Source organism: Thalassomonas actiniarum, from assembly GCF_000948975.2.
GTDB classification, from domain to species: Bacteria; Pseudomonadota; Gammaproteobacteria; order Enterobacterales; family Alteromonadaceae; genus Thalassomonas; species Thalassomonas actiniarum.
Genome location: NZ_CP059735.1, coordinates 3,967,452 through 3,982,433, shown reverse-complemented (window position 1 = coordinate 3,982,433; position 14,982 = coordinate 3,967,452). Strand labels below are relative to the sequence as shown.

13 protein-coding genes are annotated in these 14,982 nt (G+C 48.9%); 7 read left to right on the top strand and 6 right to left on the bottom strand.

What is annotated here, in order from left to right; all coding sequences use genetic code 11:
• Positions 1-104: 104 nt before the first annotated feature.
• Positions 105-2,201 (top strand): two-component system response regulator, encoded by a 2,097-nt coding sequence (locus tag SG35_RS17280; RefSeq protein WP_044831718.1) that lies wholly within the window; start codon positions 105-107, stop codon positions 2,199-2,201.
• Positions 2,202-2,987: 786 nt separating this feature from the next.
• Positions 2,988-3,269, top strand: a complete 282-nt coding sequence (locus SG35_RS17275; RefSeq protein WP_044831717.1) for a hypothetical protein — start codon at positions 2,988-2,990, stop codon at positions 3,267-3,269.
• 305 nt (positions 3,270-3,574) lie between these two features.
• Here the strand turns inward: SG35_RS17275 and SG35_RS17270 are convergent, their stop codons facing one another.
• A complete protein-coding gene (locus SG35_RS17270; RefSeq protein ID WP_044831716.1) occupies positions 3,575-4,339 on the bottom strand; it encodes a TetR/AcrR family transcriptional regulator in 765 nt (254 codons plus the stop codon).
• A gap of 105 nt (positions 4,340-4,444) precedes the next feature.
• Between SG35_RS17270 and SG35_RS17265 the strand changes: the two genes are divergently transcribed.
• The 5 genes from SG35_RS17265 to SG35_RS17245 all read left to right on the top strand — a co-directional run bounded on the left by SG35_RS17265 (position 4,445) and on the right by SG35_RS17245 (position 9,369).
• Complete coding sequence (locus SG35_RS17265) at positions 4,445-5,878, top strand: D-arabinono-1,4-lactone oxidase (RefSeq protein WP_044831715.1); 1,434 nt, start codon at positions 4,445-4,447, stop codon at positions 5,876-5,878.
• 41 nt (positions 5,879-5,919) lie between these two features.
• The gene (locus SG35_RS17260) at positions 5,920-7,194 is read left to right on the top strand and encodes an alanine racemase (RefSeq protein WP_044831714.1); all 1,275 of its coding nucleotides are present in this window, start codon (positions 5,920-5,922) and stop codon (positions 7,192-7,194) included.
• Between the two features lie 162 nt (positions 7,195-7,356).
• Positions 7,357-8,004 (top strand): DUF2799 domain-containing protein, encoded by a 648-nt coding sequence (locus SG35_RS17255; protein ID WP_053042880.1) that lies wholly within the window; start codon positions 7,357-7,359, stop codon positions 8,002-8,004.
• A 42-nt stretch (positions 8,005-8,046) separates the two neighbouring features.
• Positions 8,047-8,643: a Crp/Fnr family transcriptional regulator gene (locus SG35_RS17250; protein ID WP_084692581.1), complete on the top strand. Its 597-nt coding sequence runs from the start codon at positions 8,047-8,049 to the stop codon at positions 8,641-8,643.
• A 111-nt stretch (positions 8,644-8,754) separates the two neighbouring features.
• Positions 8,755-9,369, top strand: a complete 615-nt coding sequence (locus SG35_RS17245; RefSeq protein WP_044831712.1) for a cysteine hydrolase family protein — start codon at positions 8,755-8,757, stop codon at positions 9,367-9,369.
• A gap of 45 nt (positions 9,370-9,414) precedes the next feature.
• On the opposite strand, the gene SG35_RS17240 is transcribed toward SG35_RS17245, so the two are convergent.
• From SG35_RS17240 to SG35_RS17220, 5 genes are all read right to left on the bottom strand, one after another.
• Positions 9,415-9,972: a DUF4442 domain-containing protein gene (locus SG35_RS17240; protein WP_044831711.1), complete on the bottom strand. Its 558-nt coding sequence runs from the start codon at positions 9,970-9,972 to the stop codon at positions 9,415-9,417.
• Positions 9,973-10,089: 117 nt separating this feature from the next.
• Complete coding sequence (locus SG35_RS17235) at positions 10,090-11,091, bottom strand: NAD(P)H-dependent flavin oxidoreductase (RefSeq protein WP_044831710.1); 1,002 nt, start codon at positions 11,089-11,091, stop codon at positions 10,090-10,092.
• 10 nt (positions 11,092-11,101) lie between these two features.
• Positions 11,102-11,956, bottom strand: a complete 855-nt coding sequence (locus SG35_RS17230) for an SDR family oxidoreductase (protein ID WP_044831709.1) — start codon at positions 11,954-11,956, stop codon at positions 11,102-11,104.
• Between the two features lie 39 nt (positions 11,957-11,995).
• Entirely contained in the window at positions 11,996-14,140 is a 2,145-nt protein-coding gene (locus SG35_RS17225) for an acetyl/propionyl/methylcrotonyl-CoA carboxylase subunit alpha (RefSeq protein ID WP_044831708.1), read from the bottom strand.
• Positions 14,137-14,979 (bottom strand): enoyl-CoA hydratase/isomerase family protein, encoded by an 843-nt coding sequence (locus SG35_RS17220; RefSeq protein ID WP_044831707.1) that lies wholly within the window; start codon positions 14,977-14,979, stop codon positions 14,137-14,139. The genes SG35_RS17225 and SG35_RS17220 overlap by 4 nt, the downstream gene beginning before the upstream one ends.
• Between the last annotated feature and the right edge of the window lie 3 nt (positions 14,980-14,982).

Below are 14,982 nucleotides of genomic sequence, written 5' to 3'. Positions count from 1 at the left end.
TATTGCTAGTTTAGCCTTAATTTTTCTCTTTTCTAGTAAACTGAAAAATATTGACTATTTTTAATTAATGTTATGGAAAACAATTGTTTTGTTACAGGTGAGCTATGGATAAACAACGAATTTTGATCGTGGATGACAATAAAAATAATATTTTTTCCCTGAAGGCGGTATTAGAGCCATTGGGCCTGGAGTGCGACTCGGCGACTTCCGGGAACGAAGCCCTGTTTAAGGTGTTAGAGCAGGAATACCTGTTGTTTTTACTGGATGTGCAAATGCCGGAAATGGATGGCTTTGAACTGGCAGGCCATTTAAAAAACAATGAGGATACTATGAATGTGCCTATTGTTTTCGTTACCGCCATCAATAAAGAAATTCAACATGTGCTCAGTGGTTTTGAATGTGGTGCGGTTGATTACATCTTTAAGCCGTTTAACCCGGATATATTGATTTCGAAAATTCGCGTTTTTCTTGAACTGGAATCAAGGAAACGGGAGTTAGAACAAGCTTATGTTAATGTTTATCAGACCTTTATTCAGCAACAGCGTATTTTATCTGCCGCAGGAGAAGGCATCATAGGGCTGGATGAAAACGGTGCTATCATCTACGCGAACAGCAAAGCCGAACAAACCCTGCTGGCAGGGAAAGACAGCAACCTGTTCGGGAAAAGCATCCAGCCATTTCTTTCAAGCGAGGACTGGAAAAAGAGTCAAATATCTCGATTATGTCACCACGAGGGCAGTGTCAGTGATGTTGAAGCCTTTTTAATAAGGGGTCAAGAGCAGGTGCCGGTGAGTTACTCTTGCAATAGCCTGGCAATAGATGAAACATCCAAGGGCTGTGTTTTTGTTTTCAGGGACTTAAGCTACCTCAAAGACGTGGAAGGACAGCTGGTGAGGCTGTCAAATTATGATGACTTAACCGGCCTTGCAAACCGGGTCATGTTTCATGAGTACTTGACCACCTCGGTTGCAGAATCAACGGTGCATCGCCGGGGGCAAAGTTTCTTAGCCTTATTGCATATCGATATTGATAATTTCAAGCTCATCAATGATAACCTGGGCAATGGCGTTGGAGATTCAATTTTAAAAATAATAGCAAGTAGAATCAATGCCTGTACCGATGAAAACAACTTATTGTCCCGGCTGGGCGGTGATGAATTTGTTCTTATCCTGCCTGAGGTTAAGTCATTGGATGACATTAGCCGCCTGACCCGGAACATACAAGATGCCGTGGCGCAAAAAATTGGGATAAGCGAAGTTGAGCAGCCCTTATATCTGGCATGCAGTATCGGTGTAGCGACAACACTGGAAGGCATGACCTTGGCGGATGAGCTGGTGACTTCCGCCGCTTTGGCGCTGACCAAGGCTAAGGATAACGGCAAAAATCAGGTTCATTATTACAGTGATGATTTACAAGAAGATACTAAGCAAAGGTTCATCATCGAAAGTAAAATAAAATTGTTTGTTGAAACCAATGCCTTTGATTTGCATTTTCAGCCTAAGGTTACCAGCGAAAACGGTCAGGTAATAGGTGCTGAAGCTTTGATCCGCTGGCCTAAAGATGATGCCAGCTTTGTCGGTCCCCATGTGTTTATTCCGATAGCTGAAAAATCAGGACAAATCCAAAAGCTGGGTGACTGGGTACTGAAAACGTCCATTAGCCATGTCGCTAGCTGGTTGAGTGCAGGTGTGATATCTGATGGGTTCAAATTGTCGATAAATGTTTCTTCATTACAGTTGCTCGATGAAGGCTTTAGCCAGATACTGAAAAATTATTTGCATGAATTCAGGGTTGACAGTCACTATGTTGAACTTGAAATCACCGAGTCGGCCTTAATGTATGAGCCGCAAAAAGTGATGAAAAACCTGGAGGAAATTTATCAACACGGGGTATCGGTTTCTATTGACGACTTTGGTACCGGTTATTCTTCCCTGAGCTATTTAACACATCTGCCCTTGTCTATTTTAAAAATCGATAAGAGCTTTATCGATAAGATTGGCTGTGGTGTCGGCGGCGAATCTGTGATCAAATCTATTATCAGCCTGAGTAATAATTTAAATTTAAAAACCGTCGCCGAAGGTGTTGAAGATGAAAAACAGCTTCAATTTTTAAAAGAGCATGGCTGTGACTATATTCAGGGGTATTATTTTTCCAAGCCGCTACCGCTGGCAGATTTTGAAAATTATCTGGGTAATGTCTAAGCAAACTTGCTTATTAAGAATACGCCCGCCTGAATAGGCTTGATGAAGTACAGTTCAATTGTCTTTTTATACAGTCCTGTTTAGTGTTAAGGGGTAAACGTTCTTGGATAATTCTATCAGCCTGGCAGGTTTTAAATGAACTTTAGCTTTTAATAGCTGGTACTAAAAGGGGACTGCCATTTATTGAAAAAGTATTTAGAACCGGGTTTTAGTTAGCACCCATACAAAATGAATACTTGTCGGAGTGGTTCAAATACTTATGTCGTCACATGCCAGGTTATGAGAGAAAACCTGGCTAAATCCAGTCATATTGACTCTTGCTGTCTATTAACAAGCCGGTAAGTCCTTATTTTCTGCAACAGTCGAACAGAACCTGTATTTTTCAGTGGTTCTTCTTCATATTTATTATGTGGTTAATTTCACTGTACAGTTGTTTATACAGTGGCAACAATTGGCATAAATATTAAATGCACCTTCAGTCTGGCTCTTCCGTCATTTTGTTCTAATACTTGTAGGTGAATTCCTCACCAACGCAGGAGTACTTAACAGCCCAAAAGAGCATTAACAGATAAACCAAGCGCTGCCCCTAAGTGCTCACAACACCCAGAGACAGCTAACCACAACAGATAATAGGAGTATCCATCATGGCTAAACCTAATGATATGCCAGAGTTTCACTCGGTTAAAGTTTCTTTAACAGAAAATATACCCGTTCCCCTAGTCAAGCTTTCACTGGAAGTTTATATCGGTAACTCTACACAGTTAACCCATAAGGGAGGCAGGTATCATGTCTGAATCAAACTTACCCCTCACAGAGGATGAAATTAAAAGAGAACAGTTATCAAGCGATTTTGTTAACCTTAGTGATGACTTTAGCAAATTCAGTGAAGAATGTGCTTTTCTCTTCGATGCCTTTGCTGCGGTTGGCCGCGAACCTGAATGCATCACCCCCCACACCAGTGAAGGTATCCGGCATCTGTGCTATTGGCTCAAATATCAGGTTATCGGCTACCGGGAGAAAATAGATGAGATGCAAGACTGCTGGAGAGGGCTTAGCCGCAAGAAATAAGTTTGACTAAGACTTAAACGAAGCGAGAAAGCGGGCGGGTTAACGGTAATTGAAGCTCCGGTTATACCGTGACCCGCCGGGTATTATGTAGTCATAATACCCGTATCGTTGATACTTACCATATAACAGTCTATACAGTGTTGCATATTGAACATAAATACTTAATGCAAACAAAGCCATAAATCCACAGAGAAAGGGGGTTTTAGCTCCGTTACTATTAAATTCGCGAGTGATAAAGTAGCCTGGCTATGCTGGAAGAAAACAGCAGATTATTTTAGATTGCAGCCTTAAGAAACCGGCGGTCTTTATGTTGTTACAGGAGGAGTTAAGGTTTCGACACCAGTCAATACTGCCACATGGCGCTTTAATACCTGGCGAATATTTTTATATTCTTCTATCTGGGCGTCTTTATCAAGCAACATCATCGCCTTTTTTTCCAGCTGTAATATCAAGGCAAAGGTGACTTCTGCATCCTGCTCGGGGGCACTTGACCCCAGCGTTTTATAAAATTGAGTGATATAGGCAACCTCTTGTTGCCAGGAGTGTAATACCAGGGCATTAAGCTTGGGGTTTCTCAAGGCTTCGTGATGAAAGGCAAGCTCAATACGCCGATCATCTATATGATCTATCACTTGGTCTTTTAAGTAGTCGTCGGCGGCTTGAAACAAGAGTTCGGCATTTTTTTCCTTGTGGGTTTGCTCATTGAGCTGAGTGTTTCCCATTTGCTCAATGCTGTCGGCAATTGCCAAAAAGTAAGGGTTTTTACTGACATCAATTTGCTGGTGCCAGTATTCAAAGGCGCAGCTGATCAGATCGTCTATGCTGCAAAAATGATAAGTGGTAGAGCCCAGCGGAACGCCTGCCTGTGTTGCTACCGCCCGGTGGCGCACTGCACGCATGCCCTGGGCCTTAATGATTTTCAGGGTAGCGGTTAAGATCTTGTTTTTGGTGTCTTCGCCGCGGGATTTTTTTGCCTTCATGACCTGGTTTGTGATCTCCATATTTTTGGCTAAGGGTATGGTTAAGCACCGGCTTTCAAGCGCCATGATAACAAGTTTATTGGTAAGCATGCGCTTAATTCATGATTTTATTGTAAATACATCTTGTACCATCGTACAAGTTTATTTTATAGTGGTCAAAAATAAGCCAGAACAAGCTAAAGGAATTGCCTGCCCATGAAATTTGAACGCCTTAACCTGAATCGCCGGGAAGTACTGAAAGCGGCTGCTGCCGTGGGAGTTACCAGCTCGTTGGGGCTTAGTGGCTGTAGTGAAGCCGAGCCACAACAGCAAGCGCCTGTGTTGCAGGGGGCGATAGGTAAAGACGGGCAAAGGGTGCCGCCGTGGAGCAACTGGTCCGGCAATCAGGTGAGCGAGCCTAATGAACGTCTGGTGCCAAGGGATACCGATGAGTTATCCGGTATGATCGCCAAGGCCAAGCAGGGGATTCGCCTGGTGGGGGCAGGACACAGCTTTTCGCCTTTGGTGCCTACCAATGAATCTTTAATGTCGCTGGCGTATTTTAACGGTATTACCCATATCGACAAGGCGGCCAAGCAGTTTGAAGTGGCTGCCAATACCTTTTTGGCCAGTGCCGGAGAGCCTTTATGGCAAGAGGGCCTTAGCCTGATTAATATGCCGGATATTAATACCCAGACTTTTGGCGGCGCGATTGCCACTTCCACCCACGGCACAGGGGCTACTTTAGGCTCTATGTCTACTAATGTTATCGGCATGTCGCTGGTGAACGGGCAGGGAGAAGTAGTGCATTGCAGCCAGGATAACAATACTGAGTTGTTCCAGGCGGCTCGTAACAATATCGGCGCGCTCGGGGCGGTTACCGGCATGAAAATTCAGGCCAAAGATAAGTATTATCTGCAGGAAACCAGTTGGATGATGGACCTGCAGGAAGGGCTTGAGCAGGCGGAAGCCCTCAGGGACAAACACAGGCATTTTGAACTCTATGCATTGCCTCATGCCGATTATATTATGGGCATCACGCTGGATGAGGTTGACGAGCAGGCGTTATCCCAGCCTCAAGAAAGTAGCGGCGATGCCTATGAAACCTTTAAAACCCTCTCCAAAGTAATCGACGCCGTGCCTTTTATGAAGCGTTTTATCATCAATGCCGGGGCCAGCACGGTCAGCAAAGAAATGCGTAGCGGCCGTAACTATGAGGTGTTCGGCAATATCCGCGATATACGTTTTAATGAAATGGAATATTCGGTACCGGCAGAATATGGGGTGAAATGCTTGACGGAAATTCTAGATATCATTAAAAAACAGAATATTAACGTGATTTTTCCAATCGAGGTACGTTATATTAAGGGCGATGATATCTGGTTAAGCCCGTTTTATCAGCGTGACAGCTGCGCGATCAGTTGCCACAACTTTCATGATAAAGACTATAAAAAATATTTTGCTGCCATTGAGCCGATTTTCCTCAAATACGACGGCCGGCCGCACTGGGGCAAGATACACAGCTTAACCGCCAAAGAACAAAGCGCCCGTTACCCTAAGTTTGATGAATTCCTAAGGGTAAGGGCGGCCATGGATCCCAGGGCGCTGTTTGCCAATGCGCATATTAAAAACGTCCTGGGCCTCTCATAGCCGAGATGCATGAAGAGCTTTAAGAGAGTCAGGAGAGATAAATGAACAGACGTCAATTTTTATTGGCCGGGGCCGCCGCAGGGGTGGCAGGGGCGTTAACTTTCAGGCCGGACGATAACGGGGATGCCTACACCCCATATTTTGAGCAGCTTAACCGCAGCCTGAAACGCGACGGCAGTTATGTACCGAGTATGCTGGTAGACCTTGACGCCCTGGATGAGAATATCAAGGCATTAAAATCTACCCTTAACCCGGAGAAAGACTTTCGTATTGTCGCCAAATCCCTGCCGAGCCCGCAGCTGCTTGGCTATATCATGGAAAAGGCCGATACCAATAAACTGATGGTGTTCCACCAGCCGTTTTTAAGCCAGATAGCCCGGGACTACCCCGACAGCGACTTATTGCTGGGCAAACCTATGCCGGTAAAAGCGGCAGAGCGTTTCTATCAGCAGCAGGGAGAAAAACCGGCCTTTGATGCCCAAAGCCAGCTGCAGTGGCTGATCGACAGCGAGCATAGGTTAAATCAATACCTGGCGCTGGCGAAGCAATTATCGGTGAAAATGCGCATTAATATTGAGTTGGATGTCGGTTTACACCGCGGCGGGGTGCAGTCCCTGAGTGAGCTCAATAGCCTGCTGACCCTGATTGAGCAAAACGGCGATGTTCTCACTTTTGCCGGTTTTATGGGTTATGACGCCCATGTGGTGAAAGTACCCGGGGTGCTTAAATCACCGCAACAGGCCTTTGACGAATCCCAGCAGTTTTATCAGGCCAGTATCAACTTCTTATATCATAACTTTCCCGCCCTGAAATCTGACTCCCTGTGCTTTAACGGCGCCGGCAGCCCGACTTTGGCCCTGCACCGGGAAGGGTCGGTTGCCAATGAGCTTTCCGCCGGCTCCTGCCTGGTGAAACCCAGCAGTTTTGACGTACCGACCCTGGCGCAGTTTCAGCCGGCGGCTTACATCGCCACGCCTGTGCTGAAAAAAATGGCCGGCACCCGGCTGCCTTCGGCGGAATTTGCCCGCGATTTGTTCTCCATGTGGGATAAAAATATGCAGCAAACTTTTTTTATCTACGGCGGCAACTGGCAGGCAGAGTATGAATCCCCCCGGGGATTGCAGGACAATACCTTATACGGACAAAGCACCAACCAGCAAATCGTCAACGGCTCTGACAAGGTCAAGCTGTTTGTCGATGACCATGTGTTTTTACGCCCGGCGCAAAGCGAAGCGGTTTTTCTGCAATTCGGGCAGCTGAAAACCTTGCGGGATGGTCGTCTCCTGGATAACTGGCCAATATTACAGCAGGCTTAGCTCGCTTAATAAATAATGAAGTTTCAGGCAGTTAGATCGCTAGATTTAGCTGCCTGTTTTCTTTATATTATTGCTAGTTAGTTTATCCGGCCTATACAAGGGAAATCTGCATTGGTCCCTGTGTGTTTGTACGGCAATTTTAAAGTATTGGAGTCTACTCTTATGGCGAATTTTTCATCCCGCTTGTTTTTCAAACCGGTTTTATTAGCGGGGCTGAGCAGCCTGTTATTCGGCTGCGCTACCATGAGCAAAGAAGAATGCCTGGTGGCCGACTGGTATACCATAGGATTAGAAGACGGCAGTGACGGCAAGGCAGCCTCTTATATCGGCAAGCACCGTCAGGCCTGTGCCGACGCCGGGGTTTCGCCGGATATCAAAGCATACAGCGCCGGACGTAAAGCCGGATTAAAAGATTATTGTGTTGCTTCGCGCGGTTATCAGCTGGCGATGAGCGGGGATGAATATCACGGCGTCTGCCGCGGTCCACAGGAGCAAGGTTTTTTAAAAGGTTTCAAAAGCGGCCAAATCGTCTATCAGGCGAAGGAAGTGTTGGATAGGGTGCAGTCCGATATCAACAGCGCCTTGAAACTAGAGAAGAAGTTACAGAAAAAAATCACCAAAAAAGAAGCGGTGATCCTTGCCGATGAATCCACGTCCGAGCAGCGGGCCGATGCCCTGGAGCGGCTAAAAGAATTAGCCGCCGAGCTTGAAGCGGTATCGGCGGATATTCATGAACTGGAGCATATTTATGAAGCCCGGTTAGTGGAATATGAAGCTAAGCTCAATAAATATCAAGTGGCCGCTTATTAACTTGTTATTAGCCCGGGCTTAACGGGTTATTAAACGGTTGTGATGACGTTAACGCAAAAGGATTTTGTGCTCTCTTGCTTGTCGGCATACGGCAACCAGGCTTTTGCTGTTGATGAAAGCCTGAGTGTTTACTTTCGCCATAAAAGGTTAGCCAAGGGGGTCACTTATCTTGAAAGCGGGCAGCGCTGGCAAAGCTTTACCGTGATTCGTGAAGGCAGCTTTCGTCTTTATTATCTCGACTCCCGGGGGCGGGAGCACAGCAAAGGATTTTTCGGCGCAGAGCAAATCATGGCCCCCTGTGCCCCGGCGGCCATCAAACAGCCGGCTAATTTCTTTATTGAAGCCCTGACAGCGGTCAGCTGTTATCAGGCGGATTATGCCAAGGTGCGCCGGTTACTTGAATCCAGCCAATGGGGCCTGTCGGTATTAATGAGCTTATTGGAGCGGGTGCTGGATGAAAAAGTGCAGCGGGAGTATGCCTGGCTTAATCTCGATGCCGAGGCCAGATACGTCAGGTTCTTAAAGGATCATCCCGTGCTTAGCAGCCAACTTCCCCTGTATCTTATTGCTAACTACCTGGGCATGACAGATGTTACCTTGTCCCGCATCAGAAAAAAGTTAGCCTTAACTTCAGCTTAAATTTAACGTAAACCTTAACTCTCTTTTTATTTCCTTTCTTAACATAAGTTAAGGCAAGCTCCGGGGCTGTGATTATCCTATAGCGACTGAGTTTTATCTTAAGGCGTGCATATGAATGAAAATGTTATAAGTTATCCGCTAAATGCCAAGACGGCGCTGGTCTTTATTGAATTTCAAAATGAATGGCTGAGCGGGCAGGGCAAGTTACGAAAATTGCTGATTGAAGATGAAGCCGCTTTTGTCTCGGCAATAACCCGGGGAAAAACCTTGCTGCAAAAAGGCCGGGACACGGATGCGATGATCATTCATGTTTGCTTGCGCCCGGATGCCGGTTACCGGGTTTTCGGGCAGGCAAAATATGGTTTAAGGGCGGCTATTCCTAACGCGCAAACCTGGCAGCACGAAATGGCGGATATCCATGACGATTTTATGCCGCAGCCGGGGGAGATAGTGATCAACGAGCGTACCGGCGCCAGTGCCTTTGCCGGCAGCATGTTAGACAGTGTGTTGCGCAATAACCATATCGACACCTTGTACCTGGCGGGATTTGCCAGTCATGTTTGTGTTGAGTCGACCTTACGCCAGGGGCATGATATCGGCTATAACATGTGTGTGGTGACCGATGCGACAGCCGCCTTTAACGCACAGCAGCAGGATTATTTTGAAACACAAATTCTGCCCCATTTCGGCAAAGGCATAAAAACCGCAGACATAAGTGAGCGGTAAAAGTTTGCCAGCTGGAACCGGGTTGTTTCACCTGTTTTTTGTATATTATTCACTTGGGCTTTGGGGGCGTTTTTTCGGCACCCAGGCCCAGAGCATTTCACAGATAATCGGCTCCCGGCCGGTACCGTCGGTAAGTGCTACCTTGACCAGGGTTTCGCCTTTTTCGCTGCCCCGGATATCGGCAATTTGTTCGGGCGTCAGGCTGGCCTCGGCGCGCATATCGCCCTGCTGGCGTTTGGCAAAGTTAAAGGTCATGGTTTTGATCACCGCCACGCTGGTGTCGGGGACATTCATGGCTATCAGCAGCCCGGTGGCAGACTCTGCCAGCAGGGCGGCGGCCACGGCATGTACGCCGCCCAGGTGGTTGCGGGATTTGCGTTTGTTCTTGATGAAAAAATCTGCCCGCTGATGGTCTAAATGCCTAATCCTGACGCCTGTGGTGCTGACATAGGGCACTTTAAAACCAACCACAAACGAGAGCAGTTTGTTGTTAAAAGGGGCGGGTAGCCTTGCCAGGCGGTTAACCAGTTTCGCCGTGCTGTTGGCTTTGATGGTTTGGATCGGTTTATCCGTTAACGGCTGCTTGGCGGAGTGAGCGCTCATGCGTATTTCCTTTAGTAACTCTTGGCTGAAATTTGGCTGCCTCCGGGGATTGGATTATCGCCGGAAAGCAAGAAAAACAGGCCGGTTTTTGCTAAACCGGTCCTGGTTTTACACCTGTTAAAACCCAGTTTTTGCGGCTAATTTGTCTTTGGCGTTTTGGTATTCGTTCTTTAACCTTTGTACCAGCTCGGCCATGGACGGGCTGTCATGGATGGTGCTGACCCCCTGTCCGGCAGACCATACGGTTTTCCAGGCTCTCGCTTCTTCGTTTTCCGGGATGAGTTTTTCGCCGTAGTTGATTTCTCCGGGTTTAGACAGGGCCGACATATCAAAGCCTGCCTGCTCCAGGCTCTGGCGCATAAAGTTCGCCGGAACCCCGGAAACTGCCGGGGTATGGATAATGTCGTGGGCGCCGGCATCAATGAGCATCTGCTGGTAACCGGCTTCGGCATTGGACTCCTGGCAGTTGATAAAGCGGGTGCCGAGATAGGCGAGATCCGCCCCCATGGCCTGGGCGGCGAGGATATCGTCTCCCCGGCTTAAACTGCCGCCGAGCAGTAAGGTGCCCTGGTAAAACTCGCGGATTTCTCCCACCAGGGCAAAGGGGTTGATGGTACCGGCATGGCCGCCGGCCCCCTGGGAGACGGCAATAACGCCGTCAACGCCTGCGTCTATGGCTTTTTTCGCGTGATAGCTGCTGGCAACGTCGTGATAGACCAGGCCGCCGTAGCTGTGCACCGCATCCACCACTTCCCGCGCCGCGCCTAAAGACGAAATCACCAGCGGCACTTTGGCATTGACGCAGTGTGCTAAATCCGCCTGCCAGCGAGGGTTGGATTTATGCACCACCAGGTTGATGCCGTAGGGGGCAACATAGTCCTGCTGCTCCCTGAGTTTGGCCAGTTTCTGCCCCAGGGTATGCAGCCAGGAGGCGAAATGATCGCTGGTGCGCTCGTTCAGCGCCGGGAAGGTGCCTATTATGCCTTGCTCACAGGCGGCCAGTACCAGTTTCATGTCTGAAACCAGGAACATAGGGGCACAAATCAGCGGCAGGCTCAGCTGATCCATCAATGCCTTACTGCCAGTTGACGGTCCGGTTAGGGTTTTGCTATCCGACATCACAGGCTCCTTAGTCTAAATCGACGAATAAATCCGGGAACAGGCGGTCGCAGTTGGGATCTACCTTGTAGTGGTCAAATTCCGTCTGGCCACCCGCCCTTAATACGTCTTCGTCGATCAGGGTCTGGCCGGTCATTGCCAGGTTTTTGCTGGTGAGGATCTCATAGGCGGCATCGGCCATAATCGCCGGGGTGCGGGACATAGGCAAAATTTTCGCGTCTATGGCATATTCCACCGCAGCGGTGGCGATGGCGGTTTTCGGCCACAGGGAGTTAACGGCAATGTTATGCTCTTTTAATTCTTCCGCCAGGCCCATGGTCAAAAGGCTCATGCCGTATTTAGTGACTGTGTAGGCGATATGCGGCTTTAACCAGTGCTTTTTTAAACTGATCGGCGGCGACATGCTGATGATATGGCCGTTTTCCGATTTTTTCAGGTGCGGCAGTACCGCCTGGGTGCATAATAATACCGCGCGTTCGTTGATGGCGTGCATCAGGTCAAAACGTTTGATCGGGGTCTCTTCTATGCCTCTAAGGTGAATGGCGCCGGCATTGTTGATCAGTGCGTCTATGCCGCCAAAGGTGCCTACGGTTTGCTCTACCATGGCATAAATGCTTTGCTCGTCGCGGACATCGACTTTGATCGCCAGCGCTTTGCCGCCTGCCTGCTCGACTTCTTCGGCGACGCTGTGGATGGTGCCGGGTAGTTTGTCATGGGGGGTATCGGATTTTGAGGCGATCACGATGTTGGCGCCGTCGGCAGCAGCCTTCAGGGCGATTTCCCGGCCTATGCCGCGGCTGCCGCCGGTAATGATGATGGTTTTACCTTGTAGTGCTTTGCTTGTGGCTGAGTTGTCTTGTGTCATTTTCTCTGTTCCTTCTTTTAAAAACGTCAACTTAAGTTGTTATTGCTCGACTTTCTCGTCATCTGATATGGTTGCCAGTAATTGTCCGCTGGTGACCTGCTGATTTTTTTCCAAATTAATATAGCTGAGGGTGCCGCTACAGCTGGCTTTTACCGGCAACTCCATTTTCATGGCTTCTATGGTGAATAAGACCTCGCCTTGCTCGATAATATCCCCTAAAGATTTTTCTACCGCCACAACGGTGCCGTTCATGGGGGCAAAATGCTGGCCGCTGCCTTGTGCTGTGCCGGAAGCATCAGAACCGCTTTGGCCCGAGTGATAGCTGAGATCGGTTATGCCAAAGTCAAAGTCCTGCCCGCTGATATTGAGCTTCTCTTGTTGCTGGCTGAAATAATAGTCTTGTCTCAGGCCGTTTATCTGGCAGGTAAAACGGTTTGCGGTGATATTTACGATGGCAATATCAAAAGCTTGTTTAGCCAAATGCACCCGGTACAGCGCTTGATCGCCAATATGCTCCCCTTGGCTGACAGGCGTGATCTCCACGCTTTGCTGCTTGTTTTCTGCCGGGGCGCTGTCACAGTGTAATAGCATGTGTTTGCTTAATACCAAGCCTGGTCCTTGGGTTGGCCGCGGTAATTGGTGCTTGGTTTCACTTTGCAAGGTTTTACCTTGTAGTGACTGGCTTTGCAGAAAATAGCATAGTGTTGCCGCCAATGCCCATTGCTCTGGCGTTAGCTGTGTTTGGCTGCTGCTTTTCAGTGCTGTTAAATTATCGTCGATAAACCGGGTATGGACCGGGTTTTCACTGTCTTGATTGGCAAAGGCTTCACTGTTTGCCAGTTCCAGTAAAAAGGCTTTATTATGCCTGATGCCATGTAAATGGCTTTGCTGCAGGGCCTGAATAAGCCTTCTGCGGGCCTGCTCCCGGTCTTCTCCCCAGACAATGATTTTTGCCAGCATGGGATCGTAATAACGGCTGATATGGGCCCTGGGTGTCAGCATATGATCGCAGCGTATGTTGTTTTCCTGACTTTGATCCTGATCTTCGGGGGATTGCCAAAAGCTGATTTGGCCGCTTTGCGGCATAAAGTGTTGCGCGGGATCTTCGCTATAAAGTCTGGCTTCGATGGCATGGCCGTCAAAACGAACCTGCTCCTGGGTTAAAGGCAGTGCTTTACCGTGGGCAATATCGAGCTGCCATTTGACCAGGTCGATGCCGGTGATCATTTCCGTGACCGGGTGTTCAACCTGCAGCCGGGTATTCATTTCCAGGAAATAAAAGGCCTCTTCCTGCTTATCTTGTACTAACAGAAACTCAACCGTGCCTACCCCCAGGTAGTCGCAGCTGTTGGCAACATTTACCGCGGCCTGACCCATTTTATTCCTGAGTTCATTGCCGATGTTAACCCCGGGGGCTTCCTCAATCACCTTTTGGTGGCGCCTTTGCATCGAGCAATCCCGCTCCCCCAGGTGAATACAGTTGCCATGCAAATCCCGGACAACCTGTATTTCAATATGGCGGGCATTCACCAGGGCGCGCTCCAATATCAGCTGCTCACTGCCAAAGCTGGCCAGCGCCTCGCTGCGGGCGCTGTTAAATAAGGTTTCTATGTCGTCAAGGCTATGGGCCAAGCGCATGCCTTTACCGCCGCCACCGGCTGCGGCTTTGATCATTAACGGAAAACCTATGGTTTCTGCCTGTGATTTTAAGGTGTTATTGTCTTGTTTTGCTCCCTGATAACCCGGGATACAGGGGATATCGGCCGCCAGCATCGCCTCTTTGGCCGCTTGCTTGTTGCCCATCAGTTCGATGGCCCCGGCATCCGGACCGATAAAGATCAGCTGGTTGTCTTGGCAGGCGCGGGCAAAACCGGCATTTTCCGATAACAGGCCATATCCCGGATGTATTGCCCGGGCGCCGGTTTGCTTGGCAGCAGCAATGATTTTTTCTATATCCAGGTAGCTTTCACTGACATTTGCCGCGCCGATATGTACAGCGCAGTCCGCCAGGGAAACATGGGGACTGTCAGCGTCAGCATCGCTAAAGACTGCGACCGTCTGGTAACCTAAGGCCTTGGCGGTTTTGATAATGCGCACGGCGATCTCGCCCCGGTTGGCGATCAGTATCTTGTCAAAAGCTTTGCTAAAAGCCTTGTTAACGCTGTTGCTTAAAGTTTTGCTCATGCTTGCTCCTGCTCAACTGCTGCCGTGCTTGCTGCCCATTCGGGCGGGCGTTTTTCCATAAAAGCCCGGGTGCCTTCCAGGGCTTCTGATCGGGCTTGGGTAAACTGGGCCGAGAACTGCTGCGCCGCCAAATCTAACAGTGCCTCCTGGGACAAGTTCTCCGGGTTTAATAACAGAGCCTTAGTGATAGCTGTGGCACCCGGAGCGCAGCGTGAGAGCTGTTTCAGTTTTTTCTCCAGCAGCGCTTTGCCCTCATCCAGGTTTTCCACCAGGGCATTGGCCAGGTTGATGGCATCAGCCTTTTCGCCGTCTAAGGCACCCGCAAACAGGGCGAGCTCCCGGGTTGTTGTCAATCCTAAACGTTTTACCACAAACGGCGCAATTTGTGCCGGCGGCAGACCCAAAGTGGTTTCCGGCAGGGCGAAATAGGCTTTTTTCGTGGCAATGACATAATCACAGACACACACCAGGCCAAAACCGCCCCCCAGGGCATAACCGTCCACCAGGGCGATAATCACCTTGGGGCTTTGCTCGGTCAGGGCAAGTAACTGGCCGAACAAACGGTTGAAATGATAATAGGCATCTTCCTGCCCCTGCTGGTGGCGTTTTTGTGCCTGCGCCATGTCCTTAATATCGCCCCCGGCACAAAAATTTTCTCCTGCGCCCCGGAAAACGACAGCGCGGATTTCCTGGTTATTATTGGCCAAAGTCAACAGGCGGATCAGCTCCTCCACCATGGCCAGGTTCATGGCATTGTTGACTTCTTCCCGCGCAAGGGTGATGAACAGTACCTGTTGTTCCAGGTGGCAAGCTATTTGGTTAAAAGCTGGCAGTTTCACGGT